Genomic DNA, 24,887 nt, shown 5'->3' on the forward strand with positions numbered 1-24,887 from the left:
CTAGAGCGAACCCTTGGTGGACGGGATCACGCCGGCCGAGCGCGCGTCGGGCGTGAGCGCCATGCGCAGCGCGCGTGCAAAGGCCTTGAACACCGTCTCGCACTGGTGGTGGGCGTTCTGGCCCTTGAGGTTGTCGATGTGCAGCGTGACCAGCGCATGGTTGGCAAAGCCCTGGAAGAACTCGAAGGCGAGCTGGGTGTCGAAGCCGCCAATGCTGCCGGCGGTGAAGGGCACGGCCATGTGCAGGCCCGGGCGGCCCGAGAAATCGATCACCACCCGCGACAGCGCCTCGTCCAGCGGCACATAGGCGTGGCCGTAGCGGGTGATGCCCTTCTTGTCGCCCACCGCCTGCGCCACCGCCATGCCCAGCGTGATGCCGACGTCTTCGACCGTGTGGTGGCCGTCGATGTGCAGGTCGCCCGCGGCCTCGATCTCGAGGTCGACGAGGCCGTGGCGCGCGATCTGGTCGAGCATGTGGTCGAAGAAGCCGATGCCGGTGGCCAGGCGGGCCGTGCCGCGGCCGTCGAGATCGACCTTGACGCGGATCTTCGTCTCGTTGGTGTCGCGCCGGATCTCGGCTTGGCGGGGGGCGTTCATAGGCTTTCCTGCAGCGCGCTCAGCATCAGCGCATTCTCTTCGGGCCGGCCCACGGTGAGGCGCAGGCAGTGGGCCAGCAGCGGGTGCAGGCCAGCGATGTGCTTGACGAGCACGCCGCGCGCCTTCATGCCCTCGAAGGCGCGCTTCGAATCAGGCACGCGCACCAGGATCATATTGGCCTCGCTGGGATAGGGCGTGACCCCTGGCATCGCCTGCAGCACCGCCTGCAGACGCGTGCGCTCGGTACACAGCAGCGCCGCCTGGCGCGCGTACTCGTCGGCGTGCTCCAGCGCGAACAGCGCCGCCTCGGCATTGAGCACGCTCACGTTGTAGGGCGGACGCACCTTGTCGATCTCGTCGACCAGGGCCGCCGGCCCGCAGAGATAGCCCAGGCGCACGCCGGCGAGGCCGAACTTGGACAGCGTGCGCAGCACCAGCACATGATCGTGCGCCGCCATGCGCTGCAGCCAGCTGCGCGAGGCAAAGGGCTGGTAGGCCTCGTCGAAGACCACCAGGCCGTTCTGGCGGCCGACGGCGGCGACGATGCGTTCGATCACTGCGTCGTCCCACAGGTTGGCCGTGGGGTTGTTGGGGTAGGCGAGGTAGGTGATGGCCGGCCTGTGGGCATCGATGGCGGCCAGCATCGCGGCCTCGTCCAGCTCGAAATCCGGCCGCAGGGCTACGCCGACGAAGCGCAGGCCGCGCAGGCGCGCCGACATCTCGTACATCACGAAGCCCGGCAGTGGCGCCAGCACGGTGGCGCCGGGTACGTCGCAGGCCACCGCCAGCAGATCGATCAGCTCATCGGAACCATTGCCCAGCATCAGCCGGCAGCCGGCGGGCAGGCCGATGTGGGCAGAAAGTGCAGCGGCCAGCTCGGCCACGCGCTGCGCCGGGTAGCGGTTGATGGCGACACGGCCCAGGCGCTCGCCCAGTTCGCGCTGCAGCTCGGGCGGCAGCGTGAAAGGGTTCTCCATCGCGTCGAGCTTGACCAGGCCGGCGCTGGGCTGAATGGCGTAGGCGTGCATCGATTGCACGTCCTGGCGCAGGGTGGCTTGCAGGCGGGGGGCCAAGGTGCTCATGCGGGGGTGTCCAGGATCTCGGGGCCGAGCAGGAAGGGGTTGACGATGCGCAGGCGATCAACCATTTGCCCATGCTGCAGGTCTTCGGTCAGGAGCAGTGCGCACCCCATTTGCTGGGCAGCCGCGACCATCAGAGCATCCCAGTAGTGAAACTCGAAGCGGTCTTGCAGGGCCCAGGCGCGGTCCACCGTCGTTTCATCCACCTGCCAGGGCTGCCAGGCCCGGTAGCGTTGCACCAAGGCACGCGTGGCCGGCAAGCTCATGCCCGGCGCCGCCTTGCGCAGGTTGGCGTAGAACTCGTGCAAGACCTGAGTGCTGATGCGGCCGGTGCGGCGCCGCCAACACTGCGCCAGCCAGGCAGTCGCTGCGGCCCGCTTGCCGGGCTCGCGCAGATCCTGGGCGTAGAGCAGGACGTTGGTGTCAACGAAAGCGGTTGAGTCGTTCGGCATAGATGTCTTCGCGGCTCCCGTAGGGGCCCGTGAAAGGCAGGGGCTCGAACTCCAGCGCCTCGCGCATCGCCCGCTCGTAGGCGTCGTCGTGCCGCATCTTCTCGGCCAGCAACTCGCCCACCAGGCGCGAGACGCTGGTGTTGCGGCGCGCGGCCTCCATGCGGGCCCAGTCGGCGACGCTGTCTTCCATCGTGACGGTGACATTCTTCATGGCGAATCACGAAGTTCGTGATGCACGATTTTCGTGAAACACGAAGTTCGTGTCAATCCGCGCATCAAGACGCCAGATCGAGCCGCATCACGCGCTCGCCGTCGTCGACCTCGCCGGTGTAGACATAGCCCAGGCCGGCGTAGAAGGGGCCGGCGTGGCCGGGGCGCTCGACGTGCGAAAGGCCGACGCTGGCCACGCCCAGGCGACGCGCTTCCTCGACCACCCAGCTCATGGCCGCGCGGCCGATGCCGCGGCGCTGCTGGCGGGCGTCGACGAGCAGGCGCCAGACGATCAGCTGCGAGACCGGCCGGTCGGCGTCCTGGCGCGCGTCATACAGCAGCAGCAGGCCCGCCGCAGTGTCGCCGTCGTACAGCGCCAGCGGTCGGCCGGCCGGCTCATAGGCCACCTGGGCCAACGAGCGCGCCACCGGCGCGACGAGTTGCTGCTGACCGGATGCGACTTCCAGGCGCAGCAGTTCGTCGAGGTTGGCGGCGCTGACCTCGCGCACGTTGAAGGCCAGTGCCGGCGCCTGGCGCATGCCACCATGCGACAGGCGCAACTCGGCGGCGCGCGCATGGCCTTGCAGCCCCTCGCCGTAGGCCAGCTCGGCGGCGATGGGACCCAACACCTGGGCGCCGGCGGCGCTGACCTCGATCAGGCTGCTGCGCTTGACGAAGTCGTAGACGCCCAGCGGCGACGAGAAGCGCGCCGTGCCCGAGGTCGGCAGCACATGGTTGGGGCCCGCGCAGTAGTCGCCCAGGCTCTCGCTGGTGTAGGCGCCCAGGAAGATGGCGCCGGCGTGGCGCAGCAGCGGCTCCCACAGGCCGGGCTCGTGGGCGCTGACCTCCAGATGCTCGGGCGCGACGAGGTTGCTGATCTCGCAGGCCTCTTCCATGCTGCGCGTGAGGATCAACGCGCCGCGGCCTTCCAGGCTGGCGCGGATCACGTCACGGCGCGGCATGCCGGGCAGCAGGCGATCAATGGCCTCCTGCACCGCGGCGATGTAGGCGGCGTCGGGGCAGAGCAGGATGCTTTGGGCCAGCTCGTCGTGCTCGGCCTGGCTGAAGAGATCCATCGCCACCCAGTCGGCCGGCGTGCTGCCGTCGGCCAGCACCAGGATCTCGCTCGGCCCGGCGATCATGTCGATGCCGACCTGGCCGAAGACGCGGCGCTTGGCACTGGCCACATAGGCATTGCCGGGGCCGGTGATCTTGTCGACGCGCGGCACCGTGGCCGTGCCCCAGGCCAGCGCCGCCACGGCCTGCGCGCCACCCAGCGCGAAGACGCGCTGCACGCCGGCCGCGTGGGCCGCGGCCAGCACCAGCGGGTTGCGCTCGCCGCCCGGCGTGGGCACGACCATGATGATCTCGCCGACGCCGGCCACACGGGCGGGGATGGCATTCATCAGCACGCTGCTGGGATAGGCCGCCTTGCCGCCCGGCACGTAGATGCCCACGCGGTCCAGCGGCGTGACCTTCTGGCCCAGCAGGCTGCCGTCGCGGTCGCGGTAGCTCCAGCTGCGCGAGCTGGCATCGAGCTGCCTCTGGTGGTAGGCGTGTACGCGCTCGGCGGCGGCCTGCAGCGCGGCGCGGCGCGCCGGCGCCAGGCCCTCGAAGGCGGCGCGCAGCTCGTCGGCGCCGATTTCCAGCTCGGCCATGCTGCGGGCCTGAACGCCATCGAGGCGCGCGGTCAGTTCCAGCAGGGCGGCGTCGCCGCGCGCTCGCACGTCGTCGATGATGGCGGCCACGCGGCCCTCGATGGCGGCGTCGGTCTCTGCCGACCAGTGCTGCAGGCGCCGGAACTCGGCCTCGAAATCGGACTGCGCGGTGCTGAGGTGGCGGATGGCGACGCTCATGCCTTGTTTACCGCCGCCTCGAAGGCATCGATCAGCGCCCGGATGGGTTCGCGCTGCAGCTTGAGCGCGGCCGGGTTGACGACCAGGCGCGAGCTGATGTCCATGATGCGCTCGACCTCGAGCAGGTGGTTGGCCTTGAGCGTGCTGCCGGTGGAGACGAGGTCGACGATGGCGTCGGCCAGCCCGGTGAGCGGCGCCAGCTCCATCGAGCCGTAGAGCTTGATGAGGTCGACGTGTACGCCCTTGGCAGCAAAGTGCTGGCGCGCGCAGTGCGTGTACTTGGTGGCGACGCGGATGCGCGAGCCCTGGCGCACGGCGCTCTCGTAGTCGAAGTCCTCGCGCACGGCCACGCTGAGACGGCAGCGCGCGATCTTCAGGTCGAGCGGGCGGTAGAGCGCCACGCCGCTGCCGGCACTGGCATCGGCCGCGTGCTCGAGCAGCACATCGAGCCCGGCCACGCCGAGATCGGCGCCGCCATGCTCAACATAGGTGGGCACATCGGTGGCGCGCACCAGCACCACGCGCAGGTCGGGCCGGCTCGTGCCTATGATGAGCTTGCGGCTCTTTTCGGGGTCTTCGAGAACCTCGATGCCGGCCGCGCGCAGCAGCGGCAGCGAGTCGTCGAAGATGCGTCCCTTGGACAGTGCGAGCGTGATCATCGGGGGGCTTCCGGTACACGCAGGGCAGGCGGTGCGCGGGTGGCGCCGGACGGCCCCGCGGCACACCGCGGGGTGTTCAGTGATGGAGGTTCTTGTCCGGCGCCGAGGGGTCGGCGGCGTACTCGGCGGGCGTGAGCGTCTTCATCGAAAGCGCGTGGATCTGCTCGCGCATCCGGTCGCCCAGGGCGGCGTACACCAACTGGTGCCGGCGCACGCGGGCCAGGCCCTCGAAGGCGGTGGAGACGATGGTGGCAAAGAAGTGGCGCCCGTCGCCTTCGACTTCGCAGCGTTCACAAGGCAGGCCCGCGGCGATGAAATCGCGCACCTGCAGGGGGGTGGGTTCGGACATGGTGGCGCTATTGTCTCAGCTTGCCCGGGCCTTGTTCAGGAGCGCAGCTTGTAGCCCGTGGCCAGCAGGCGCAGCGCCACGCCCGCGGCGAGCACGAAGGCGGCGCCCACCACCGCCAGGCTGAGCCAGGGCGAGGCGTCGCTGACACCGAAGAAGCCACGCCGGAAGCCGTCGATCATGTAGAAGAAGGGGTTCAGGTGGCTGGCCGTCTGCCACACGGCCGGCAGCGACTTCACCGAGTAGAAGACGCCCGAGAGAAAGGTCATCGGCATGATGACGAAGTTCTGGAACGCAGCGAGCTGATCGAATTTCTCGGCCCAGAGGCCGGCCACCAGCCCCATCGAGCCCAGCATGCCCGCGCCCAGCGCGGCAAAGACCAGCATCCACCATGGTTCGGCCAGGCGCAGCGGCGCGAACCAGATCGTGACCAGGAAGACGCCGCCGCCCACCACCAGGCCGCGCACGATGGAGGCGCCGACATAGGCCAGGAACCAGGTCAGCGGCGACAGCGGCGTGACGAGCAGGAAGACCAGGTTGCCGGTGATCTTGCTCTGGATCAGCGAACTGCTGCTGTTGGCGAAGGCGTTCTGCAGCACGCTCATCATCACCAGGCCGGGAATCAGGAAGCTGGTGTAGCCGACGCCGGGGAAGGCCTCGACGCGGTCTTCCAGCACATGGCCGAAGATCAGGAGGTACATCACCGCGGTCAGCACCGGCGCGGCCACGGTCTGGAAGGCCACCTTCCAGAAGCGCAGCACCTCCTTGCGGAACAGGCTGCCGACTCCGGCCAGGCTCATGCTCATGCGTGAGCCCCTTCCTGCATGATCTCGAGGAAGACGTCCTCGAGGTCGGCGCGGCCGATCTCCAGGTCTTCGACCTTGACGCCGGCAGTGCGCAGCGTGGCCAGCAACGATTCGACCTCGGCCGCATCGCGCGCCTTGGCCTGCACGATGCGGCCGGTGACGCGCGCCTGGGCGGCGATGGCCGGCGGCAGCGCGCCATCGGTCTTGAAGCGCAGCATGGTGCTGGCACGGCCGGCCAGCAGGGCCGAGGTGCGGTCGAGCGCGACCACGCGGCCCTGCTTGAGCATGGCGATGCGCCCGCACAAGGCCTCGGCTTCTTCCAGGTAGTGCGTGGTGAGCAGCACCGTGTGGCCCTCGCGGTTGAGACGCGAGATGAACTGCCACAGCGTCTGGCGCAGTTCGACATCGACACCGGCGGTGGGCTCGTCGAGCACGATCACCGGCGGCCGGTGTACCAGGGCCTGGGCCACCAGCACGCGCCGCTTCATGCCGCCCGAGAGCTGGCGCATGTTGGCACCCGCCTTGTCGGCCAGGCCCAGGGCCGCCAGCAGCTCATCGATCCAGGCCTCGTTGTTCTTGACGCCGAAGTACCCACTCTGATTGCGCAGCGTCTCGCGCACGCTAAAAAAGGGGTCGAAGACCAGCTCTTGCGGCACGATGCCCAGCGACATGCGCGCCGCCGCGTAGTCGGCCACGACATCGTGGCCCATCACCGTGACGCGCCCGCCGCTGGCGCGCGCCAGGCCAGCCAGCACCGAGATCAGCGTCGTCTTGCCGGCACCGTTGGGGCCCAGAAGGCCGAAGAACTCGCCCTTGGCGATGTCGAAGGAGACGCCGTCCAGCGCCTTCAGCTCGCCGCGCGGAGTGCGGAAGACCTTGGAAACCTTGTCGAAACGGACGGCGGGAGCGGCGGGCGTAGGAGGCATGGAGCGCGGGATTGTAGGCAGTCGCAAGCGCGGGCCCCGATGCAAGAATGTCCGCATGGCCCCACCGCCCAAGAAGCCGCGCCGCACCGCCGAGCGCATCCTCGAGGTCACCCTCGATCTCTTCAACCGTTTCGGCGAACCCAATGTCAGCACCACGCTGATCTCGGCCGAACTGGGCATCAGCCCCGGCAATCTCTACTACCACTACCCGGCCAAGGACGAGCTGATCAACACGCTGTTCGGCCGCTGCGAGCGCGCGCTGGACGAGATCCTGCGCGCCGCCGACGGGGTCGAGAACGTCGAGGACGCCTGGCTCTTCTTCCACATGCTCTTCGAGCTGATCTGGAGCTACCGCTTCCTCTACCGCGACCTCAACGACCTGCTCAGCAAGAACCGCCGGCTGGAGACGCATTTCCAGTTCGTGCTCGAGAACAAGCGGCGCGCCATGCACGCCCTGCTCGACGGCCTGGCACGCAGCGGCGCGATGCGCATCACCGGCGCCGAGGCCGCGCCCACCGCCACCGCGATGGTGGTGGTGGTGACCTATTGGCTGAGCTACGAGTACGTGCGCGAGCCGCGCAAGGCGCTGGAGCCGGCGAGCGCCGCCGCCGCCATGGGCCGCGGCGCCTTCCACGCGCTGGCCCTGCTGCTGCCCTATCTGGACACCGCCTCGCGCGAGCACCTGCACACGCTGGCCGCGGCCTATCTGGGCGATTGAAAGCATAAAAGTCAGGAGACAGGACGATGAAGTTCAGCAAGAGAAAGTGGCTGCTGGCCTGCCTGCTGGCGGGCATGGCAGCAGGGGCCCAGGCGCAAGCGGCCTACCCCAGCAAGCCGGTGCGCATGGTCGTCACCTTCCCGGCCGGCGGCGCGCCCGACATCCTGGCGCGGCTGTTCGCCGACAAGGCCCAGCTCGGGCAAGCCGTGGTGGTCGACAACGTGCCAGGTGCCGGCGGCAACATCGGCGCCGACCGGGTGGCCAAGGCGCCCGCCGACGGCCACACCCTGGTGATGGGCACGGTGGGCACGCATTCCATCAACGGCAGCCTCTACGCCAAGATGCCCTACGACATGGTCAAGGACTTCGTCCCCGTGGCCCATGTCGCCAGCGCGCCCAACCTGCTGGTGGTCAACAACGACTTGCCGGTCAAGACCGTGGCCGAGCTGATCGCCCACCTCAAGGCCAACCCCGACAAGCTGAGCTTCGGCTCGCCCGGCATCGGCAGCTCGGTGCATGTCTCGGGCGAGCTGTTCAAGAGCCTGACCGGCACGCGCATGCAGCATGTGCCCTACAAGGGCCGCCAGTTCGCCATCCCCGATCTGGTGGGCGGGCAGATCCAGCTGATGTTCGACAACATGCCCTCGGCCCTGCCCATGGCCCGCGAGGGCAAGATCCGCGCGGTGGCCCAGACCACCGCCAAGCGTTCATCGGCCGCGCCCGATGTGCCCACCGTGGCCGAAACCGTGCCCGGCTTCGAGGCCACGACCTGGTTCGCCGTCTTCGCCCCGGCCGGCACGCCGGCCGCCGTGGTGGCGCGCGTGAACGCCGAGTTGCAGCGCGTCTTCGCCCTGCCCGATGTGGCCGACAAGCTCAAGACCCTGGGCCTTGAGCCTTGGATCTCCAGCCCAGAGGAACTGACGCGCTTCCAGGCCGCCGAGATCACCAAGTGGGCCAAGGTGGTGAAGGAATCCGGCGCCAAGGCCGAGTGAAACGAGGGGAACCGCCATGACGACCCGCCGCCAGTTCATCACCGCCACCACCGCCGCCGGCCTGGCCCTGCCCTCGTGGGTGGGCGCGCAAAGCTTCCCGTCGCGGCCCATCCGCTACATCTGCCCCTGGCCCGCGGGCGGCTCCACCGACGCGGTCATCCGCGCGCTGGCCGAGAGCGCGTCCAAGAGCCTGGGTCAGACCATCATCGTCGACAACAAGCCCGGTGCCGGCGGCCTGCTGGGCGCCAACGAGCTGGTCAATGCCAAGCCCGACGGCTACACCCTGAGCCAGCTGCCGCACGGCGTGTTCCGCATCCCCCACATGCAGAAGACGGCCTTCGACGTGCTGAAGGACTTCAGCTGGATCGCCTGCCTCACCGGCTACACCTTCGGCCTCGTGGTGCCGGCCGATTCGGCCATCAAGAGCATCGCCGACCTGGTGGCCTGGGCCAAGGCCAACCCGGGCAAGTTCACCTACGGCTCCACCGGCACGGGCACCAGCCCGCACCTGGCGGTGGAAGAGTTCGCCCAACGCGCCGGCATCGTGCTGAACCACATCCCCTTCAAGGGCAATGCCGACAATATGCAGGCCATCCTGGGCGGCCACACCATGGCCGCCAGCGACGCCACCGGCTGGGGTCCGCATGTCGAAGCGGGCAAGCTGCGCCTGCTGGCCACCTATGGCAGCAAGCGCACCAAGCGCTGGCCCAATGTGCCGACGTTGGACGAGTTGGGCTACAAGACAGTGAGCGATTCGCCCTTCGGCGTCTGCGGCCCCAAGGGCATGGACCCGGCCATCGTGCGCAGCCTGCACGACGCCTTCCGCAAGACCCTGGACGACCCCGCGGTGCAGGCCACCTTCGACAAGTACGACCAGACCGTCATCTACATGGGCACCGAGGCCTACACCCAGTTCGCGCGTGACAGCTTCGCGGCTGAGAAAGCCACTATCGAAAGACTGGGGCTGGCCAACAAAGGATAGGCCGCAAGCCAGTGCCGCCATGTCACCCATTGCGCCTTTCCCTGCCGAAGGCGGCTGCGACTGCCGCGCGGTGCGCTACCGCCTGCTGAGCGCGCCGCTTGTCGTGCATTGCTGCCACTGCCGCTGGTGCCAGAGAGAGTCCGGCGCAGCTTTCGCGCTCAACGCCATGATCGAGGCAGACCGCGTGCTGTCCCTGGGAGTGGAGCCTGAAGTCATTGCCACGCCCTCCGACAGCGGCGCGGGCCAGCACATCGCGCGCTGTCCGGCGTGCAAGCTGGCGCTCTGGAGCCACTACGCCGGTGCCGGCCCCGTCGTCAGCTTCGTGCGCGTGGGCACGCTCGACAACCCGGATCTGCTGCCGCCGGACGTTCACATCTTCACCGCGTCCAAACAGCCCTGGGTGCAATTGCCCGCCGACCGGCCCGCATTCACCGAGTATTACGAACGCGAGCAGGTCTGGCCGGCCGCCAGCCTGGAGCGCCGCCAGGCCATCCTGCCGCTGATCGAGGCCTACCAGGCTTCTCGCCGCTGACCGCTTGCTTGGGCGAGGCCGCCGCCGCGTCTACAGCAGCGCCTCGATCAGGCAAGGCCCGTTGCTGGCAAAGCCCTCGCGCAGCGCACGCGCCAGGCCCTCGGCGCTGTCGACCCGCGTGGCCGGCAGGCCGTGGCCGCGCGCCAGGGCCACCCAGTCCAGCGCCGGCCCGTCCAGCGACAACATCGCCGCCGCCTTGTCGCCGCTGAGGCGAGCGCCCACGCCCTGCAACTCCGCCTGCAGGATGCGGTAGGCGCGGTTGGCGAGGATCAGCACGACGATGGGAAGCGATTCGCGCGCCATCGTCCACAGCGCCTGCACGGTGTACATCGCGCTGCCGTCGCCCTCGAGCACCAGCACCGGCCGCCCCGGTGCGCCCAGCGATGCGCCCACCGCGCCGGGCAGGCCGAAGCCAATGGCGCCGCCCATCACCGCCAGCCAGTCGTGCGGCGCCGCGGCCGCCATCGGCCCGCCCAGGCCGCGTCCGCTGCTGACCGATTCGTCGACGACCACGGCGTCGGCCGGCAGCGTCGCGGCCACGACGGCGGCCAGCGTGTCGGGCGTGAGGGGGCCGATAGGGATAGCCGCATCCGGCGGCGCCAGCACAAAGGGCGCCGCGGCGGCCGTGGCGCCCAACTCATGGGCCAGCGCCTGCAGCACAGGCGTCACGTCATGGCGGGGCTCGGCCAGGCTCAGCAGCGCGGCGCCAGGCGGCTTGAGCTGCGACGGCTTGCCCGGATAGGCGAAGAAGGCGATGGGCTCCACCGATCCGGCCAGCACCAGGGCCTCGAGCCCGGCCAGCCGTGCTTGAGCGGCGTCGACGTTGTAGGGCAGGCGTTCGATGCGCGGCCGGCCGCGGCCACCAGGCATGCGCGCGTTGTAGAACTCCGCCATCAGCCGGCAGCCGGTGCGCTCGGCGATGGCGGCGGCGAGATGCTGGGCCTGAACGCTGGCCGCCCCGCCAGCGCCCAGCAACAACAAGGCGCGCGGGCCCAGGCGGGTGAGCAGCCGGGCGGCCTCCGCCACCGCGCCCGTCGGGGCCTGCGGCGGCAGCGGCGACGGCGCCACGGCCGCGCGGCCGCCGACGCCCCAGGCGGTGTCGGCCGGCAGCAGCAGCGTGGCGATGCGGCCCACGGCGCCATCGCGCGTGGCCTGCAGCGCCGCCGCGCCATCGGCACCGACATCGGCCGCGCTGGTGCTGCTGCGCACCCAGTGCGAGACGGTGCGCGCGATGGCCTCGGCCTCGCCCTTGAGCGGCGATTCAAGGCGCGCGTGATCGAGCGCGTGGTCGCCAACGATGTTGACCAGGCCCGAGCGCGCCTTGCGCGCGTTGTGCAGATTGGCCAGGCCGTTGCCCAGGCCCGGCCCCAGGTGCAAGAGTGTGGCCGCCGGCTTGCCGGCCATGCGCCAATAGCCATCGGCCGCCGCCGTGGCCACGCCCTCGAACAGCGCCAGCACGCAGCGCGGGCCGTCGCGGCGGTCGAGCGCGGCGACGAAGTGCATCTCCGAGGTGCCGGGGTTGGCGAAACACAGTTCCACGCCGCTGGCGGCCAGCGTCGCGACGAGGGATTCGGCGCCATTGAGCGGCGGGCTGGGGTGCTTGTCCATCGCCCCATTATTGAAGCCGGCCGCCCTGCCCGGCGCACGGTCTTTGGCCAGTCTTTGGCCTGCAGGCGGCAGCCGCCTAAACTGCCTTCCGCCCGAGGCCCGCAAGGGCTGCCGGCGCGGCCCGCAAGCCAAGCCCGAACCCGGAGGACGACCGATGAAACGACTCTTCTTCGCCGCCATCGCCATCGCGGCCCTGGCCGGCCCGGCCCAGGCCCAGACTGCCGCGCCGGCAGCCGCGCCGACGCCGCCGCGCGCACCCATCTCGACCACCCTGGTCGAGGGCACGGACAACGTCTACATCTTCCGCAATGGCTTCCACCAGTCCATCTTCGTCGTCACGCGCGATGGCGTCATCGCCACCGACCCGGTGGCCTATGGCCGGCCCACGGGGGGCCAGGCCTATCTCGACGCCATCCGCAAGGTCACCGACAAGCCGCTGAAGTACGTCGTCTACAGCCACCACCATTTCGACCACATCGCCGGCGGCCAGGCGCTCAAGGCGGCGGGCGCCACCTTCGTCGCCCACCACCGCGCCAAGGCCCGGCTGGAGGCGCTGAAAGACCCCCACACCGTGCTGCCCGACGAGGCCGTCGGCGACCAGGGCCGCACGATCACCCTGGGCGGCACGACGCTGGAGCTGAGCTACCACGGGCTCAACCATTCCGACTCGACGCTGGTGATGCGCCTGCCGAAGGAGAAGCTGCTCTTCGTCGTCGACACCATCCCGGTGGGCACGGTGCCGGGGCGCGGCATGATCGATTTCCACCCGCTCGAGGCCGAGGGCTTCATGCGCGGTGTGCTGGCGCTGGACTGGGACCGCCTCATCCCGGGCCACCCCGGGCCGGGCGACCGCCTGGGCACGAAGAAGGATGTCGAAGACCAGCTCAGGCTGCTGCAGACCGCCTCGGCCGAGATGAAGAAGCTGGCCCAGGACGGCAAGTGCTGGGACCAGGCCGAGAAGGACTTCGCCCTGCCCGGCTTCGAGGCCTGGCCCGGCTATGCCGCCGGCCTGCCCTTCATTGCCCGCCGCTACTGCGGTCTGTGGGGCCGCGGCACCTGATGCTGCAGCGCGGCGGCGGGTGCTAGCCTCGCGCCTGGGAGCCCCGCCATGCACGCCTTGCACCAGACCCTGATCGTCCTGCACTTCTTCGGCCTCGCGCTGGGCTTTGCCGCCAGCATCGCCAATCTGGTGATGTTCGGCCTCATCGCCCGCGCCGCGCCGGCCGACCAGGCGGTGCTGCGACGCTTTCCACCGAAGATGGCACCGCTGGCCGAGATTGGCGTGGGCCTGCTGTGGGCCAGCGGTGTGGCGCTGGTGCTGGGCAAGTGGGGCGGCTTTGGCACGATGCCCGGGCTCTTCCACGCCAAGCTCGGCGCGGCCACGGTGCTGGTGGCGGTGCTGGTCTATCTGCGCTGGCTGCGCGGTCGCGCCCAGGCGGGTGACAAGCAGGCCGGCTCACGCATCCCGAACGGGGTGCGCGTGGCGGCGGTGCTGGCCTCGACCGCGCTGGTGCTGGCCGTGCTGTCGTTCAAGTAGAGGCCTTCAGACAGCCGTTCAAGCCCGGCCGGTCGAGCCGAAACCGCCCGCGCCGCGCGCCGAGGCGTCGAAGTCTTCGACGACGCGAAAGGCCGCCTGCACCACCGGCACGATGACCATTTGCGCGATGCGCTCCAGCGGTTGCACCGTGTAGGCGGCGCTGCCGCGGTTCCAGCAGCTCACCATCAGCGGTCCCTGGTAGTCGCTGTCGATCAGGCCCACCAGATTGCCCAGCACGATGCCGTGCTTGTGGCCCAGGCCCGAGCGCGGCAGCAGCATGGCCGCCAGGCCCGGATCGGCGATGTGTACGGCCAGGCCGGTGGGGATGAGGGCGGCCTGGCCGGGCGCGAGCCGCAGCGGCTCGTCCAGGCAGGCGCGCAGGTCGAGGCCCGCGCTGCCGGGCGTGGCATAGGCCGGCAGCTGCGCCGCCACGCGCTCATCCAGAACCTTGATCTCGATGACGGTCATGCGCCACCCTGGGCCGCCATACGGCGCGCGATCTCGATCACCAGCTGGCGCGCCAGCGTGAGCTTGTCGCCGCGCGGCAGCGCCTGCTCGCCATCGGCATCGACCAGCACCAACTCGTTGTCGTCGCGGCCGAAAGTGGCGGGGCCGTTGTTGGCCACGATCAGCGGCACGCCCTTGCGCACCCGCTTCTGGCGCGCGTGCGCCAGGACATCGTGGCTCTCGGCCGCAAAGCCCACGCACCAGGGGCGCTCAGCAGCCGGCAGGCGGGCCACGGAGGCCAGGATGTCGGGGTTCTCGACGAAGGCCAGGGCCGGCGGCTGGCCGCTGCCATCCTTCTTGATCTTCTGCGCCGCACTCTGCGCAGGCCGCCAGTCGGCCACCGCGGCGGTAGCGACGAAGACATCGTGGCGCCGGGCCTGGGGCAACACCGCAGCCAGCATCTGCTCGGCGCTCTGCACGTCGATGCGGACCACGCCGCGCGGCGTGGCCAGGGCCACCGGGCCGGCCACCAGGGTGACCTCGGCACCGGCTTCGGCCGCGGCGCGTGCGATGGCAAAGCCCATCTTGCCGCTGGAAAGGTTGGTGATGCCGCGCACTGGGTCGATGGCCTCGAAGGTGGGGCCAGCCGTCACCAGCAGCCTGCGGCCGGCCAGCAGCTTGGGCTGGAAGAAGGCGATCAGCTCGTCGCACAACTCGGCCGCCTCGAGCATGCGGCCGTCGCCGATCTCGCCGCAGGCCTGGTCACCGGCCGCCGGCCCCAGCAGCCGGGCGCCATCGGCCGCCACCTGGGCCACGTTGCGTTGGGTGGCCGGGTGCGCCCACATCTCGCGGTTCATCGCCGGCGCCAGCAGCAGTGGGCAGTGCTCGATGGGGCGGGCCAGGCAGAGCAGGCTCAGCAACTCGTCGGCGCGGCCCTGGGCCAGGCGGGCGATGAAATCGGCGCTGGCCGGGGCCACCAGGATGGCATCGGCCTGGCGCGACAGGTTGATGTGCGCCATGTTGTTGGGCTCGCGCGCATCCCACTGGCTGGCAGCCACCGGGCGTCCGCTCAGCGCCTGCATCGTGACCGGCGTGATGAACTGCTGCGCCGCCTCGGTCATCACCACCTGCACGGTGGCGCCGGCCTTCACCAGCAGCCGCGTCAGCTCGGCCGCCTTGTAGCAGGCCACGCCGCCGCTGAGACCGAGCACGATGTGGCGGCCCTGCAGGGCCTGCACTTCCGACATGGGTGGCTCCGGATCAGGCGCCTAGGCGGCGGCGCCGTGGCACTTCTTGAATTTCTTGCCGCTGCCGCAGGGGCAGGGGTCGTTGCGGCCGGGCGTGGGCTCGACACGGCGCGTGGCCGGCCTGGGCGCGTGCTCCACCCAGTACAGGCGCAGATCCTGCACCGCCCAGCAGGCCTCGGCGATCAGCTCGTCGCGCGTGGGGTCGCCCTTGGGGTAGTACTGGAGGACGTGCTCCTTGAACTCCTCGCTGCCGGGCGCCAGCATCAGTGCCGCGACCTGGTCCATCAGCTGGCCGAACTCGAGCGCCGCCTCTTCGTCGGCCGGCTCGTCCCACAGCACCGGGAAGGCCTCGACGCCGTCCATGAAGCCCACCGCCCAGAGGCCGCCGGTCTGCACGCTGGCCACTTCCTCGGCATTGAGCGAATCCTGCTCGGCGAGCTTGGCACGGTCTTCGTCGGTCCATTCCGACATCAGCGGGTCCAGGCGCAGGGCCTCGGGGTCTTCCAGCAGCACCTCGGCATCGAGCTGCTTGCCCAGCACCGTCAGCCGGGCCTGCAGCGCGGAGAGGGCCTGGGCGTGGTCTTCGGGGTCGGCAAAGGCGCGCTCGAAGGCATCGCCGGCCAGCGCCGGCAGCCATTCGTCCACCGGCGGCAGGCGCGGGCCGGCGGCCAGTGCGGCCAGGAAGCCGTCCACCCACTCGAAGGAGAGTTCGGGGTCGAAGCCGGCCAGGCGTTCGCAGACGGTGTCGAAGGCCGCGATCTCGGCCTCGCTGTTCTGGGGCGGGCGCGCGGCGGCGGCGGCAAAGCTCATGGTGGGGCGCTCCTCGGGTCAGGCCTCGGGGGGCCAGGCCAGGGTCGGGGGGTTGGGATGGAGACGGGCCATGCTCAGCACGTCGGTGTAGACGCCGTGGCGCATCGCATAGCCGCGGTGGAGGCCTTCTTCGCGAAAGTCGAAGCGACGATACAGCGCAATCGCGCGCTCGTTGTCGGCGAAAACGGTGAGCTCGATGCGCAGCAGCTGGGCCCAGCCGTCGGCGTAGTCGCACAAGGCCTGCATCAGCGCCTTGCCCACGCCCTGGCCCTGGGCCTCGCGTGCGACGCTGATGCCCAGCATCGCCGCGTGGCGCCGGCGCAGCTGGGGCATGGGATGGAGGCCGGCACTGCCGACCAGGACGCCGCCGCGCTCGGCCACCAGGTGCAGGTGGTCGGCGCGTGACGGCGTGTTGTTGTCGGCCAGCCGCGCGTGCCACTGCTCGTCGCTGGAAAAGGGCAGCTGCATGAGGCCGGGATAGACCTCGGGGTCGCCCATCATGCGGGCGAACTCGGCCGCGTCGCGCGTGGTGGCGCGGCGCAGCGTGAGGGTGCCGGCCTCGTCCACGGCGCCCTCGGTCAGAGCTTGCCGGCCACCCAGCCGGCCACCGAGGCCAGCGCGGCCGGCAGGGCCGCGGCATCGCTGCCGCCGGCCATCGCCAGGTCGGGCTTGCCGCCGCCCTTGCCGCCCACCTGCAGCGCGACGAAGTTGACCAGCTCGCCGGCCTTGACGCGCGATGTGCTGTCGGCGGTGACGCCAGCGGCCAGCTGCACCTTGCCGCCTTCCACCGTGGCCAGCACGATGGCCGCCGTCTTGAGCTTGTTCTTGAGCTGGTCCAGCGTCTCGCGCAGCGCCTTGGCGTCGGCGCCTTCCAGCATCGCGGCCAGCACCTTGATGCCCTTCACGTCCACCGCCTGGGCCACCAGATCGTCGCCCTGGGCCGAGGCCAGCTTGCCCTTGAGCGCCGTCAACTCGCGCTCGAGGCCGCGCACCTGGTCGAGCAGCGAATCGACGCGCGCCCCCACCTCGCCCGGCGTCACCTTCAGCGTGCCGGCCACGCCGCCCAGCATGTGCTCCATCGCCTGCACATAGGCCAGGGCATTGCTGCCGGTGAGCGCCTCGACGCGGCGCACGCCAGCTGCCACGCCGCCCTCGGCGACGATGGTGAAGAAGCCGATGTCGCCGCTGCGCTGCACATGAGTGCCGCCGCACAGTTCGCGGCTGCTGCCGATGTCGAGCACGCGCACCTCGTCGCCGTACTTCTCGCCGAACAGCATCATCGCGCCCAGCTTCTGCGCCTCTTCGATGGGCAGCACGCGCGACTGCGTCGCGGCATTGGCCAGGATCTCGGCGTTCACCAGCTTCTCGACCTGCCAGATCTGCTCGTCGGTGAGCGGCGCGTTGTGCACGAAGTCGAAGCGCGTGCGCTCGGGCGTGACCAGGCTGCCCTTTTGCTGCACATGGGCGCCCAGCACCTCGCGCAACGCCTTGTGCATCAGGTGGGTGGCGCTGTGGTTGCGCACGGTGCGGGCGCGGCTCTCGGCGTCCACCTTGGCCACAAAACCGTCGCCGACCTCGACCTCGCCCTCGACGATGCGGCCCTGGTGGCCGTGTACCGCGGCCTGCACCTTGACCGTGTCCTCGACGACGACGCGGGCGCGCGCATTGCGCAATTCGCCGGTGTCGCCGACCTGGCCACCGCTCTCGGCATAGAAGGGCGTGTGGTCAAGCACGATGACGACGTCGTCGCCGGCCTTGGCGCGCTGCACCGGGCTGCCGTCGGCGTAGATCGCCAGCACCTTGCTGTGTTCACACACCAGGTGCTCGTAGCCGTGGAAGGCGGTGTTGGCACCGCTGTAGTCCAGCCCCGCCGCCATCTTGAACTTGGCCGAGGCGCGCGCCTGTTCGCGCTGGCGGTTCATCGCCGCGTTGAAGCCGGCATCGTCCACCGCCACGCCGCGCTCGCGGCAGACGTCGGCCGTCAGGTCGAGGGGGAAGCCGTAGGTGTCGTGCAACTTGAAGGCGACGTCGCCGTCCAGCGTCTTGACGCCCCCCGACAAGGCCGATTCGAGGATCTCCATGCCGTTGGCGATGGTCTGGAAGAAGCGCTCTTCCTCGGTCTTGAGCACCTCGGTGACACGCACCATCTCGCGCCGCAGCTCGGGATAGGCCTCGCCCATCTCGGCCGCCAGCGTGTGTACCAGCTTGTGGAAGAAGGGCTTGCGCGCGCCCAGCTTGTAGCCGTGGCGGATGCCGCGGCGGGCGATGCGGCGCAGCACATAGCCGCGGCCCTCGTTGCCGGGGATGACGCCGTCGACCACGGTGAAGCTGCAGGCGCGGATGTGGTCGGCGATGACCTTGAGGCTGGGGCTGCTCGCATCGGCGTTGTTGCCGGCCGGCGCCGCGCCGTCCACTGCCTGCTTGGCCGCCGCCAGCAGGTTCTGGAACAGATCGATCTCGTAGTTGCTGTGTACATGCTGCAGCACCGCCGCCAGCCGCTCCAGGCCCATGCCGGTGTCCACGCTGGGCTTGGGCAGCCTGTGCATCACGCCGTCCTCAGAACGGTTGAACTGCATGAAGACGTTGTTCCAGATCTCGATGTAGCGGTCGCCGTCCTGCTCGGGGCTGCCCGGCGGGCCGCCGGCGACCTCGGGGCCGTGGTCGTAGAAGATCTCGCTGCAGGGGCCGCAGGGGCCGGTGTCGCCCATCATCCAGAAGTTGTCGGACGCATAGCGCGCGCCCTTGTTGTCGCCGATGCGCACGATGCGCTCGGCCGGCAGGCCAATGACCTTGAGCCAGATGTCGTAGGCCTCGTCGTCCTCGGCGTAGACCGTGGCCCAGAGCTTGTCCTTGGGCAGCTTGAAGTGCTCGGTGAGCAGCTCCCAGGCATAGACCAGGGCGTCGTGCTTGAAGTAGTCGCCGAAGCTGAAGTTGCCCAGCATCTCGAAGAAGGTGTGGTGGCGCGCCGTGTAGCCCACGTTGTCGAGGTCGTTGTGCTTGCCGCCGGCGCGGATGCACTTCTGGCTGGTGGCAGCGCGGCTGTAGGGCCGCTTGTCGAAGCCCAGGAAGACGTCCTTGAACTGGTTCATGCCGGCATTGGTGAACAGCAGCGTCGGGTCGTCGCCGGGCACGACCGGGCTGGACGCGACGACCGCGTGGCCCTTGGACTCGAAGTACTTCAGGAAGGTGGAACGGATCTCGGAGGCTTTCATGGGCGGCAACAGCTCAGTAGAGGTTTTCAGTTCAGGACTTCGATACCCAGCCCACGGGCCGCGTCGACGAGACGCGCGTCGTGCGAGGCCATGGGGCAGCGGCGCGACAGCGCCATGTCGATGTACAGGGCGTCGTAGGGCGTGAGGTCGTGGGTGGTGGACAGTTCCAGGTGGCGCAGCGGATCGTTGACGCGCGGCGACACCAGTTCAACCTCCAGCGCCGCCAGATGGGAGCACAGCCCACGGGCCAGTGCCAGGTCGAAGCGACGCCGGCGCACGCCATTGCGCATGGCGCTGGCCACTTCGAGAGGCCAGATGAAGGGCGCCACGAGTTCGCTGCCCAACACCCCGCGCATACCTGCAGGCCGCTGCTCGTCGGGCATCACGCAGGCCAGGGCGTAGGACGCGTCGATGACGACCTGGCTCATTCGATGCGGCCCGTGGCAACCGACCAGACGCGTTCATCCCGCTCTTCGCGGCCCTCGCGAACCCACTCGACGATTTCTTCGGTGGTCAAGGGTTCACCGCGCTGGGCGATCTCGCGCCCGATCTGCTGCATCGCCGCCACCGCCTTCAGGCGGCGCTCGAGCAATGCCGCCGACACGCCCACGAAGGGCACGATCTTGGCCACCGGCTTGTTGTGGCGGGTGATGATGACTTCCTCGCCGCGCTCGGCGCGGGCGATCAGTTCCGACAAATGGGTCTTGGCTTCGAACAGGCCTATGGATTCCATGGCGGCGCCGGGACTGGTTGAATCAACCAGATTCTATGCGCGGCAGGCGGCGCTCAGGCCGCTGCCTGCTGGCCCTGCTGCTCGATTTGCGCAGCCAGAAAGCCGAACAGGCGCTCGTCATTGCTGAAGGCGACATTGAAGCGCAGCCAGCCGGTGGGCCGCGGCTCGACCAGGAAGAGCTGGCCCGGGCCGAGCATGATGCCCTGGCCCACGGCGGCGCGCGAGGCCTCGGCGCTGTCGGGCAGGTCGGGGTGGCGCGCCCACAGGTAGAGGCCGGCCTTGGGCTCGCCAAAGAGCTCGAAGCCCAGGCCGCGCAGGCGCTGGCCGACCACGCCGTGGGCCTCGGCCAGGCGTTCGCGCAAGCCTTTCAGGTGCTTGCGCCAACGGCCCTCGGTGAGGGCCCCGTGGGCCAGGCGCTCGGTGAGGTCGGACGAGGTCAGGCCCGAGACCATCTTGAGCCGCGCCAGCCCGTCCAGCAGATCCTGGCGCGCGGCGACGAAGCCGACGCGGATATTGGGCGAGATGGTCTTGGAATAGCTGCCGATGTGGACCACGCGCCGCAGCTGATCCAGGCTGGCGAGCGTCGAGCGCGGCTCGGGATCGAGGTCGGCATAGATGTCGTTCTCGATCACCGTCAGGTCGTGGCTCTCGGCCAGCTGCAGCAGGCGGTGCAGCATGGCCGGCCGCGCCACCGCGTTGCAGGGGCTTTGAAGGCGCGGCTGGGTGAAGAAGACGCGGGGCTTGTGCTCGATCAGGGCCGCTTCCAGCGCCGCCAGGTCGTAGCCGTCTGGCGTGCGCGGCACGCCGACCAGGCGCGCGCCCAAGAAGCGCAACATGAACATCAGGTTGGGGTAGCCGGGGTCGTCCACCAGCACGGCGTCGCCGGGCTTGACCAGGCGGCGCGCGATCAGGTCCAGCGCCTGGCTCGAGCCCTGGGTCAACAGCACGTTGGGGGCCTCGACGCCGATCTGGCGCTCGCCCAGGTTTTCGGCGATCAGCATGCGCAGCGCCAGATGGCCCTGGGGCAGGCCGTAGCCGCCCAGTTCCACACCGTCGGCCGCCAGCTGGCGCAGGCTGCGCCGCACGCCGTCCTCGAACAGCCAGTCCTGTGGCAGCCAGCCGCAACCGGCCTTGAGCGCGAGGCTGCGGCTCTCGAAGATCTGCTGCAGGTACCAGCTGCCGTCGAAGCTGAGGTCGGCCGGGGCGCGGTCGGGCGCCTCGCCGGGCTCGCCAGCGCGCCACTTGACGAAGAAGCCGGCGTTGCCGCGCGACACCACCCAACCCTGGGCCACCAGCCGGTCGTAGGCCTCGACGACGGTGAACACGCTGACCCCGTGCGAGACCGCGAAGGCGCGGATGGACGGCAGCTTGGCCCCGGCGCGCAGGGTCTGGGCCGAGATGAGCTGGCGCAGACCGTCCACGATCTGGGCCACCAGCGGCATCGGCGAATCGGGTTGGATGGCGAGCATGCCCCAAATCAGGGAGAAAACCGGCAGGAAAGGGAAATCCCGTAGCGGTCGCCGACCCTGCACAGTCAGCGGCGGTTTGGCGGGCCGTGTACATGGTAGCGCGGCGCCGGCGCGCCTAAAGTGCGCCCACCGCAGACCCGAAAGCCCCCACCATGCAACGCGAACCCCAGCTCACCAACGCCGCCCTGATGGCCCGCCGCCATGCCGCCGTGGCGCGCGGCGTCGGCCAGGCGCACGAGATCTTCGTCGCCCGCGCCCTCAACGCCGAACTCTGGGACGTGGAAGGCCGCCGCTACATCGATTTCGCCGGCGGCATCGCCGTGCTCAACACCGGCCACTGCCACCCGGCGGTGACGGCCGCCGTGCGCCAGCAGCTCGAGCTCTACACCCACACCTGCTTCCAGGTCGTGGCCTACGAGTCCTATGTCGAACTGGCCGAGCGCCTGAACGCCCTCGCCCCGGGCGCCTTTGCGAAGAAGACGCTGTTCCTGACCACCGGCGCCGAGGCGGTGGAGAACGCGGTGAAGATCGCGCGCAGCCACACCGGGCGCGGCGGCATCATCGCCTTCGGCGGCGGCTACCACGGCCGCACCCTGCTGACCCTGGGGCTGACCGGCAAGGTGGCGCCCTACAAGCTGGGCTTCGGACCCTTCCCGGGCGAGGTCTTCCACGCCCTGTTCCCGAACGAGCTGCACGGCGTGAGCGTCGAGGACGCGCTGGATTCGGTGCGTGCGATCTTCAAGAACGACATCGAGGCCACGCGCGTGGCCGCCTTCATCGTCGAGCCGGTGCAGGGCGAGGGCGGCTTCTACATCGCGCCGCCGGCCTTCATCGCCGGCCTGCGCAAGATCGCCGACGAACACGGCATCCTGCTCATTGCCGACGAGGTGCAGACCGGCGCCGGCCGCACCGGCACCTGGTTCGCCAGCGAGCAATGGCCGGTGGCGCCCGACCTCATCTGCACCGCCAAGTCGCTGGCCGGCGGCTTCCCGATCTCGGGCGTGGTCGGCCGCGCCGAGGTGATGGACGCGCCCGCCCCCGGCGGCCTGGGCGGCACCTATGCCGGCTCGCCGCTGGGCTGCGCCGCCGCGCTGGCCGTGCTGCAGGCCTTCGAAGACGAAAAGCTGCTGGCACGCGCCCAGGCCATGGGCGAGAACCTGGTGCAGGGCCTCAAGGCCATCGCCAGCCGCGTGCCGGCCATCGGCGATGTGCGCGGCCTGGGCGCGATGGTCGCCATCGAGCTGTTCCAGGGCGGCGACAAGCACCGCCCCGACGCCGACCTCACCAAGCGCGTGGTCGCCGAGGCGGCGCGGCGCGGCCTCATCCTGCTGTCCTGCGGCAGCTACGGCAACGTGGTCCGCATCCTGGTGCCGCTGACCGCGCCCGACGCCCTGGTGGCCGAGGGCCTGGCCATCCTGGCCGACAGCTTCGCAGCCTGCGCCTGATGGCCACCCTGCCCGCCCCCGCCGGCGCGGCGCCGGCAGCCACGGCCAACCCGCAGGCGCGGCCCGCTTCGGCCAAGCCGCTGGTCCACTTTGCCGGCGTGCAGAAAACCTACGACGGCCAGCACCTGGTAGTGCGCCAGCTCGACCTGGAGATCCAGCGCGGCGAGTTCCTCACGCTGTTGGGCCCCTCGGGCAGCGGCAAGACGACGACGCTGATGATGCTGGCCGGCTTCGAATCGCCCACGGCCGGCGAGATATTGCTCGATGGCCACCCGATCACGCGCACGCCGCCGCACAAGCGCAACTTCGGCATGGTGTTCCAGAACTACGCCCTCTTCCCGCACCTGACGGTGGGCGCCAACGTGGCCTATCCGCTCACCGTGCGCGGCGTGGCCAAGGCCGAGCAGGCCGAGCGCGTGGCCAAGGCGCTGGACATGGTGCGCCTCACCGGCATGGCGGCACGCTACCCGGGCCAGCTCTCGGGCGGCCAGCAGCAACGCGTGGCGCTGGCGCGCGCCCTCGTCTTCAACCCGCAGCTGGTGCTGATGGACGAGCCGCTGGGCGCGCTGGACAAGCAGCTGCGCGAGCACATGCAGATCGAGCTGAAGGAGTTGCACCGCCAGCTCGGCGTGACCTTCGTCTACGTCACCCACGACCAGGGCGAGGCGTTGACCATGAGCGACCGCGTCGCCGTCTTCAACGACGGCGAGATCCAGCAGATCGCCCCAGTGACCGAGATGTACGAGGCGCCCAGCAACCGCTTCGTCGCCAGCTTCATCGGCGACGGCACGGTGCTGAACGGCACCGTGCGCGCCAGCGATGGCGACCGCTGCGGCATCGTGCTGCCCGACGGTCGCGTCGTCACCGGCCTCAACGTCAACGACGCCCGGGTGGGTGCCACCGTGCAGGCCGGCATCCGGCCCGAGCGCATCGTGCTGCACCGCCAGGCCCTGCCCGGCCGTGCCAACCAGTTGCAGGCCCAGGTGATCGACGTGATCTACTTCGGCGACCACCTGCGCGCGTTGTGCCGCGTAGCCGACGGCCAGCCCGAGGCCACCGTCAAGCTGCCGCTGTCCAGCCCCTGGCTGCCGCACGAGGGCGACGAGGTGGTGCTGGAACTGCCCATCGAGTTCACCCGCGTCTACGCTTGATCCGCGCCTGATTTCTCACCGCTACTCCAACCCCCAAGGAAGACCCGCCATGAAGAAGATCGTCCTCGTTGCTGCCCTCGTCGCCGCGCTGCCCGCGCTGGCCCAGCAGCTCACCATCGTCAACTTCGGCGGCGCCAACGCCAACGCGCAGAAGAAGGCCTTCTACGAGGCCTTCGAGAAGAAGGGCAACAAGCTGGTGGCGGTGGAATACAACGGTGAGCAGGCCAAGATCAAGGCCATGGTCGAGACCAAGAACGTCACCTGGGACGTGGTCGAGGTCGAATCGCCGGATGTCGCACGCGGCTGCGACGAAGGCCTGTTCGAGCGCCTGGACTGGGCCAAGGTCGGCGCCAAGGCCGATTTCGTGCCGGCCGCCGTCACCGAATGCGGCATCGGCATCTTCGTCTGGTCCACCGTGATGGCCTACGACGGCGACAAGCTCAAGACCGCGCCCAAGAGCTGGGCCGATTTCTGGGACGTGAAGAAGATCCCCGGCAAGCGCGGCCTGCGCAAGGGCGCCCGCTACAACGTCGAATTCGCCCTCATGGCCGACGGCGTGAAGGCGGCCGACGTCTACAAGCTGCTCGCCACCAAGGAAGGCGCCGACCGCGCCTTCAAGAAGCTGACCGAGCTCAAGCCCAGCATCCAGTGGTGGGAGGCCGGCGCCCAGCCGCCGCAGTTCCTGGTGGCCGGCGATGTGGTGATGACCACCGCCTACAACGGCCGCATCGACGCCGCCAACCGCGAAGGCAAGAAGCTGCAGATCATGTGGGCCGGCGGCATCTATGACCTCGACTACTGGGTCATCCCCAAGGGCACGCCCAACAAGGCCAAGGCGCTGGAATTCATCGCCTACGCCAGCACGCCCGAGGCCCAGGCCGAATACGCCAGGAACATCGCCTACGGCCCCACCAACACCAAGGCGCTGGCCAAGCTCGACCCCAAGGTGCTGGCCAACCTGCCCACCGCACCGGCGAATGCCAAGGACGCGCTGCAGTTCAGCGTGAAGTTCTGGGCCGACCAGGGCGAGCAGCTCGAGAAGCGCTTCGCGGCCTGGGCGGCACAGTAAGCCC

The 24,887-nt window shown here is 69.9% G+C and carries 27 protein-coding genes and 1 pseudogene; 9 read left to right on the forward strand and 19 right to left on the reverse strand.

Annotated elements, in window-relative coordinates; translation table 11 throughout:
- The 10 genes and pseudogenes from hisB to JMV16_RS09495 all read right to left on the reverse strand — a co-directional run bounded on the left by hisB (position 1) and on the right by JMV16_RS09495 (position 6,931).
- Positions 1-597 carry an imidazoleglycerol-phosphate dehydratase HisB gene (hisB, locus tag JMV16_RS09455; RefSeq protein ID WP_201493997.1) on the reverse strand — a complete coding sequence of 199 codons (597 nt, stop codon included), beginning with the start codon at positions 595-597 and terminating at the stop codon, positions 1-3.
- Positions 594-1,679 (reverse strand): histidinol-phosphate transaminase, encoded by a 1,086-nt coding sequence (gene hisC / locus JMV16_RS09460; protein ID WP_201493998.1) that lies wholly within the window; start codon positions 1,677-1,679, stop codon positions 594-596. The genes hisB and hisC overlap by 4 nt, the downstream gene beginning before the upstream one ends.
- Positions 1,676-2,128 carry a PIN domain-containing protein gene (locus JMV16_RS09465; protein WP_201493999.1) on the reverse strand — a complete coding sequence of 151 codons (453 nt, stop codon included), beginning with the start codon at positions 2,126-2,128 and terminating at the stop codon, positions 1,676-1,678. Before JMV16_RS09465 ends, hisC begins: the two co-directional genes overlap by 4 nt.
- On the reverse strand, positions 2,100-2,339 hold the full coding sequence (locus JMV16_RS09470; protein ID WP_201494000.1) for a CopG family transcriptional regulator: 240 nt from the start codon (positions 2,337-2,339) through the stop codon (positions 2,100-2,102). The genes JMV16_RS09465 and JMV16_RS09470 overlap by 29 nt, the downstream gene beginning before the upstream one ends.
- A 64-nt stretch (positions 2,340-2,403) precedes the next feature.
- Positions 2,404-2,877 carry a GNAT family N-acetyltransferase gene (locus JMV16_RS24185; RefSeq protein ID WP_236580469.1) on the reverse strand — a complete coding sequence of 158 codons (474 nt, stop codon included), beginning with the start codon at positions 2,875-2,877 and terminating at the stop codon, positions 2,404-2,406.
- Positions 2,878-2,889: 12 nt separating this feature from the next.
- Positions 2,890-4,194 (reverse strand): annotated as a pseudogene (hisD, locus tag JMV16_RS09475) (histidinol dehydrogenase); the annotation flags it as partial.
- A complete protein-coding gene (hisG, locus tag JMV16_RS09480) occupies positions 4,191-4,853 on the reverse strand; it encodes an ATP phosphoribosyltransferase (RefSeq protein WP_201494002.1) in 663 nt (220 codons plus the stop codon). The gene hisG and the pseudogene hisD, both read right to left, overlap by 4 nt.
- 76 nt (positions 4,854-4,929) lie before the next feature.
- Positions 4,930-5,202 carry a BolA family protein gene (locus tag JMV16_RS09485; protein WP_201494003.1) on the reverse strand — a complete coding sequence of 91 codons (273 nt, stop codon included), beginning with the start codon at positions 5,200-5,202 and terminating at the stop codon, positions 4,930-4,932.
- 35 nt (positions 5,203-5,237) lie between these two features.
- Complete coding sequence (locus JMV16_RS09490) at positions 5,238-6,005, reverse strand: ABC transporter permease (protein WP_201494004.1); 768 nt, start codon at positions 6,003-6,005, stop codon at positions 5,238-5,240.
- Complete coding sequence (locus JMV16_RS09495; RefSeq protein ID WP_201494005.1) at positions 6,002-6,931, reverse strand: ABC transporter ATP-binding protein; 930 nt, start codon at positions 6,929-6,931, stop codon at positions 6,002-6,004. Before JMV16_RS09495 ends, JMV16_RS09490 begins: the two co-directional genes overlap by 4 nt.
- 55 nt (positions 6,932-6,986) lie before the next feature.
- On the opposite strand from JMV16_RS09495, the gene JMV16_RS09500 reads away from it, so the two are divergent.
- The 4 genes from JMV16_RS09500 to JMV16_RS09515 are packed head-to-tail and all read left to right on the forward strand — an operon-like array spanning position 6,987 to position 10,155.
- Positions 6,987-7,649 carry a TetR/AcrR family transcriptional regulator gene (locus JMV16_RS09500; RefSeq protein ID WP_201494006.1) on the forward strand — a complete coding sequence of 221 codons (663 nt, stop codon included), beginning with the start codon at positions 6,987-6,989 and terminating at the stop codon, positions 7,647-7,649.
- 26 nt (positions 7,650-7,675) lie between these two features.
- Positions 7,676-8,641 (forward strand): Bug family tripartite tricarboxylate transporter substrate binding protein, encoded by a 966-nt coding sequence (locus tag JMV16_RS09505; RefSeq protein ID WP_201494007.1) that lies wholly within the window; start codon positions 7,676-7,678, stop codon positions 8,639-8,641.
- A 16-nt stretch (positions 8,642-8,657) separates the two neighbouring features.
- Complete coding sequence (locus JMV16_RS09510; RefSeq protein ID WP_201494008.1) at positions 8,658-9,623, forward strand: Bug family tripartite tricarboxylate transporter substrate binding protein; 966 nt, start codon at positions 8,658-8,660, stop codon at positions 9,621-9,623.
- 19 nt (positions 9,624-9,642) lie between these two features.
- On the forward strand, positions 9,643-10,155 hold the full coding sequence (locus JMV16_RS09515; RefSeq protein ID WP_201494009.1) for a GFA family protein: 513 nt from the start codon (positions 9,643-9,645) through the stop codon (positions 10,153-10,155).
- A 30-nt stretch (positions 10,156-10,185) separates the two neighbouring features.
- Here the strand turns inward: JMV16_RS09515 and JMV16_RS09520 are convergent, their stop codons facing one another.
- A complete protein-coding gene (locus JMV16_RS09520; RefSeq protein ID WP_201494010.1) occupies positions 10,186-11,763 on the reverse strand; it encodes an acetolactate synthase large subunit in 1,578 nt (525 codons plus the stop codon).
- Positions 11,764-11,917: 154 nt separating this feature from the next.
- Here JMV16_RS09520 and JMV16_RS09525 point away from each other — a divergent pair, with 154 nt between their 5' ends.
- Positions 11,918-12,823 (forward strand): MBL fold metallo-hydrolase, encoded by a 906-nt coding sequence (locus JMV16_RS09525; RefSeq protein ID WP_201494011.1) that lies wholly within the window; start codon positions 11,918-11,920, stop codon positions 12,821-12,823.
- A 48-nt stretch (positions 12,824-12,871) separates the two neighbouring features.
- Positions 12,872-13,300 carry a hypothetical protein gene (locus JMV16_RS09530; protein WP_201494012.1) on the forward strand — a complete coding sequence of 143 codons (429 nt, stop codon included), beginning with the start codon at positions 12,872-12,874 and terminating at the stop codon, positions 13,298-13,300.
- An 18-nt stretch (positions 13,301-13,318) separates the two neighbouring features.
- Here JMV16_RS09530 and dut read toward each other — a convergent pair whose 3' ends face one another.
- The 8 genes from dut to JMV16_RS09570 are packed head-to-tail and all read right to left on the reverse strand — an operon-like array spanning position 13,319 to position 21,218.
- Positions 13,319-13,768, reverse strand: a complete 450-nt coding sequence (gene dut, locus JMV16_RS09535; protein ID WP_201494013.1) for a dUTP diphosphatase — start codon at positions 13,766-13,768, stop codon at positions 13,319-13,321.
- Entirely contained in the window at positions 13,765-14,994 is a 1,230-nt protein-coding gene (gene coaBC / locus JMV16_RS09540; protein ID WP_201494014.1) for a bifunctional phosphopantothenoylcysteine decarboxylase/phosphopantothenate--cysteine ligase CoaBC, read from the reverse strand. The genes dut and coaBC overlap by 4 nt, the downstream gene beginning before the upstream one ends.
- A gap of 21 nt (positions 14,995-15,015) precedes the next feature.
- The gene (locus JMV16_RS09545) at positions 15,016-15,804 is read right to left on the reverse strand and encodes a UPF0149 family protein (RefSeq protein ID WP_201494015.1); all 789 of its coding nucleotides are present in this window, start codon (positions 15,802-15,804) and stop codon (positions 15,016-15,018) included.
- A gap of 18 nt (positions 15,805-15,822) precedes the next feature.
- Positions 15,823-16,371, reverse strand: coding sequence for a GNAT family N-acetyltransferase (locus tag JMV16_RS09550; RefSeq protein WP_236580432.1), 549 nt, complete (start codon positions 16,369-16,371; stop codon positions 15,823-15,825).
- An 11-nt stretch (positions 16,372-16,382) separates the two neighbouring features.
- Complete coding sequence (gene alaS / locus JMV16_RS09555) at positions 16,383-19,016, reverse strand: alanine--tRNA ligase (protein WP_201494016.1); 2,634 nt, start codon at positions 19,014-19,016, stop codon at positions 16,383-16,385.
- A 26-nt stretch (positions 19,017-19,042) separates the two neighbouring features.
- Positions 19,043-19,444 (reverse strand): type II toxin-antitoxin system VapC family toxin, encoded by a 402-nt coding sequence (locus tag JMV16_RS09560; RefSeq protein ID WP_201494017.1) that lies wholly within the window; start codon positions 19,442-19,444, stop codon positions 19,043-19,045.
- Positions 19,441-19,749 (reverse strand): type II toxin-antitoxin system Phd/YefM family antitoxin, encoded by a 309-nt coding sequence (locus JMV16_RS09565; protein ID WP_201494018.1) that lies wholly within the window; start codon positions 19,747-19,749, stop codon positions 19,441-19,443. The genes JMV16_RS09560 and JMV16_RS09565 overlap by 4 nt, the downstream gene beginning before the upstream one ends.
- A gap of 53 nt (positions 19,750-19,802) precedes the next feature.
- On the reverse strand, positions 19,803-21,218 hold the full coding sequence (locus tag JMV16_RS09570) for a PLP-dependent aminotransferase family protein (protein ID WP_201494019.1): 1,416 nt from the start codon (positions 21,216-21,218) through the stop codon (positions 19,803-19,805).
- 152 nt (positions 21,219-21,370) lie between these two features.
- Between JMV16_RS09570 and gabT the strand changes: the two genes are divergently transcribed.
- Genes gabT through JMV16_RS09585 form a run of 3 tightly spaced genes read left to right on the forward strand, consistent with a single transcriptional unit; the run spans position 21,371 to position 24,883 of the window.
- Positions 21,371-22,663, forward strand: coding sequence for a 4-aminobutyrate--2-oxoglutarate transaminase (gene gabT, locus JMV16_RS09575; RefSeq protein ID WP_201494020.1), 1,293 nt, complete (start codon positions 21,371-21,373; stop codon positions 22,661-22,663).
- Positions 22,663-23,814 (forward strand): ABC transporter ATP-binding protein, encoded by a 1,152-nt coding sequence (locus tag JMV16_RS09580; protein ID WP_201494021.1) that lies wholly within the window; start codon positions 22,663-22,665, stop codon positions 23,812-23,814. Before gabT ends, JMV16_RS09580 begins: the two co-directional genes overlap by 1 nt.
- A 49-nt stretch (positions 23,815-23,863) precedes the next feature.
- Positions 23,864-24,883: an ABC transporter substrate-binding protein gene (locus tag JMV16_RS09585; RefSeq protein WP_201494022.1), complete on the forward strand. Its 1,020-nt coding sequence runs from the start codon at positions 23,864-23,866 to the stop codon at positions 24,881-24,883.
- The last annotated feature ends 4 nt before the right edge of the window (positions 24,884-24,887 follow it).

It is taken from the genome of Rubrivivax sp. A210 (assembly GCF_904426505.1).
Classification (GTDB): Bacteria; Pseudomonadota; Gammaproteobacteria; order Burkholderiales; family Burkholderiaceae_C; genus Rubrivivax.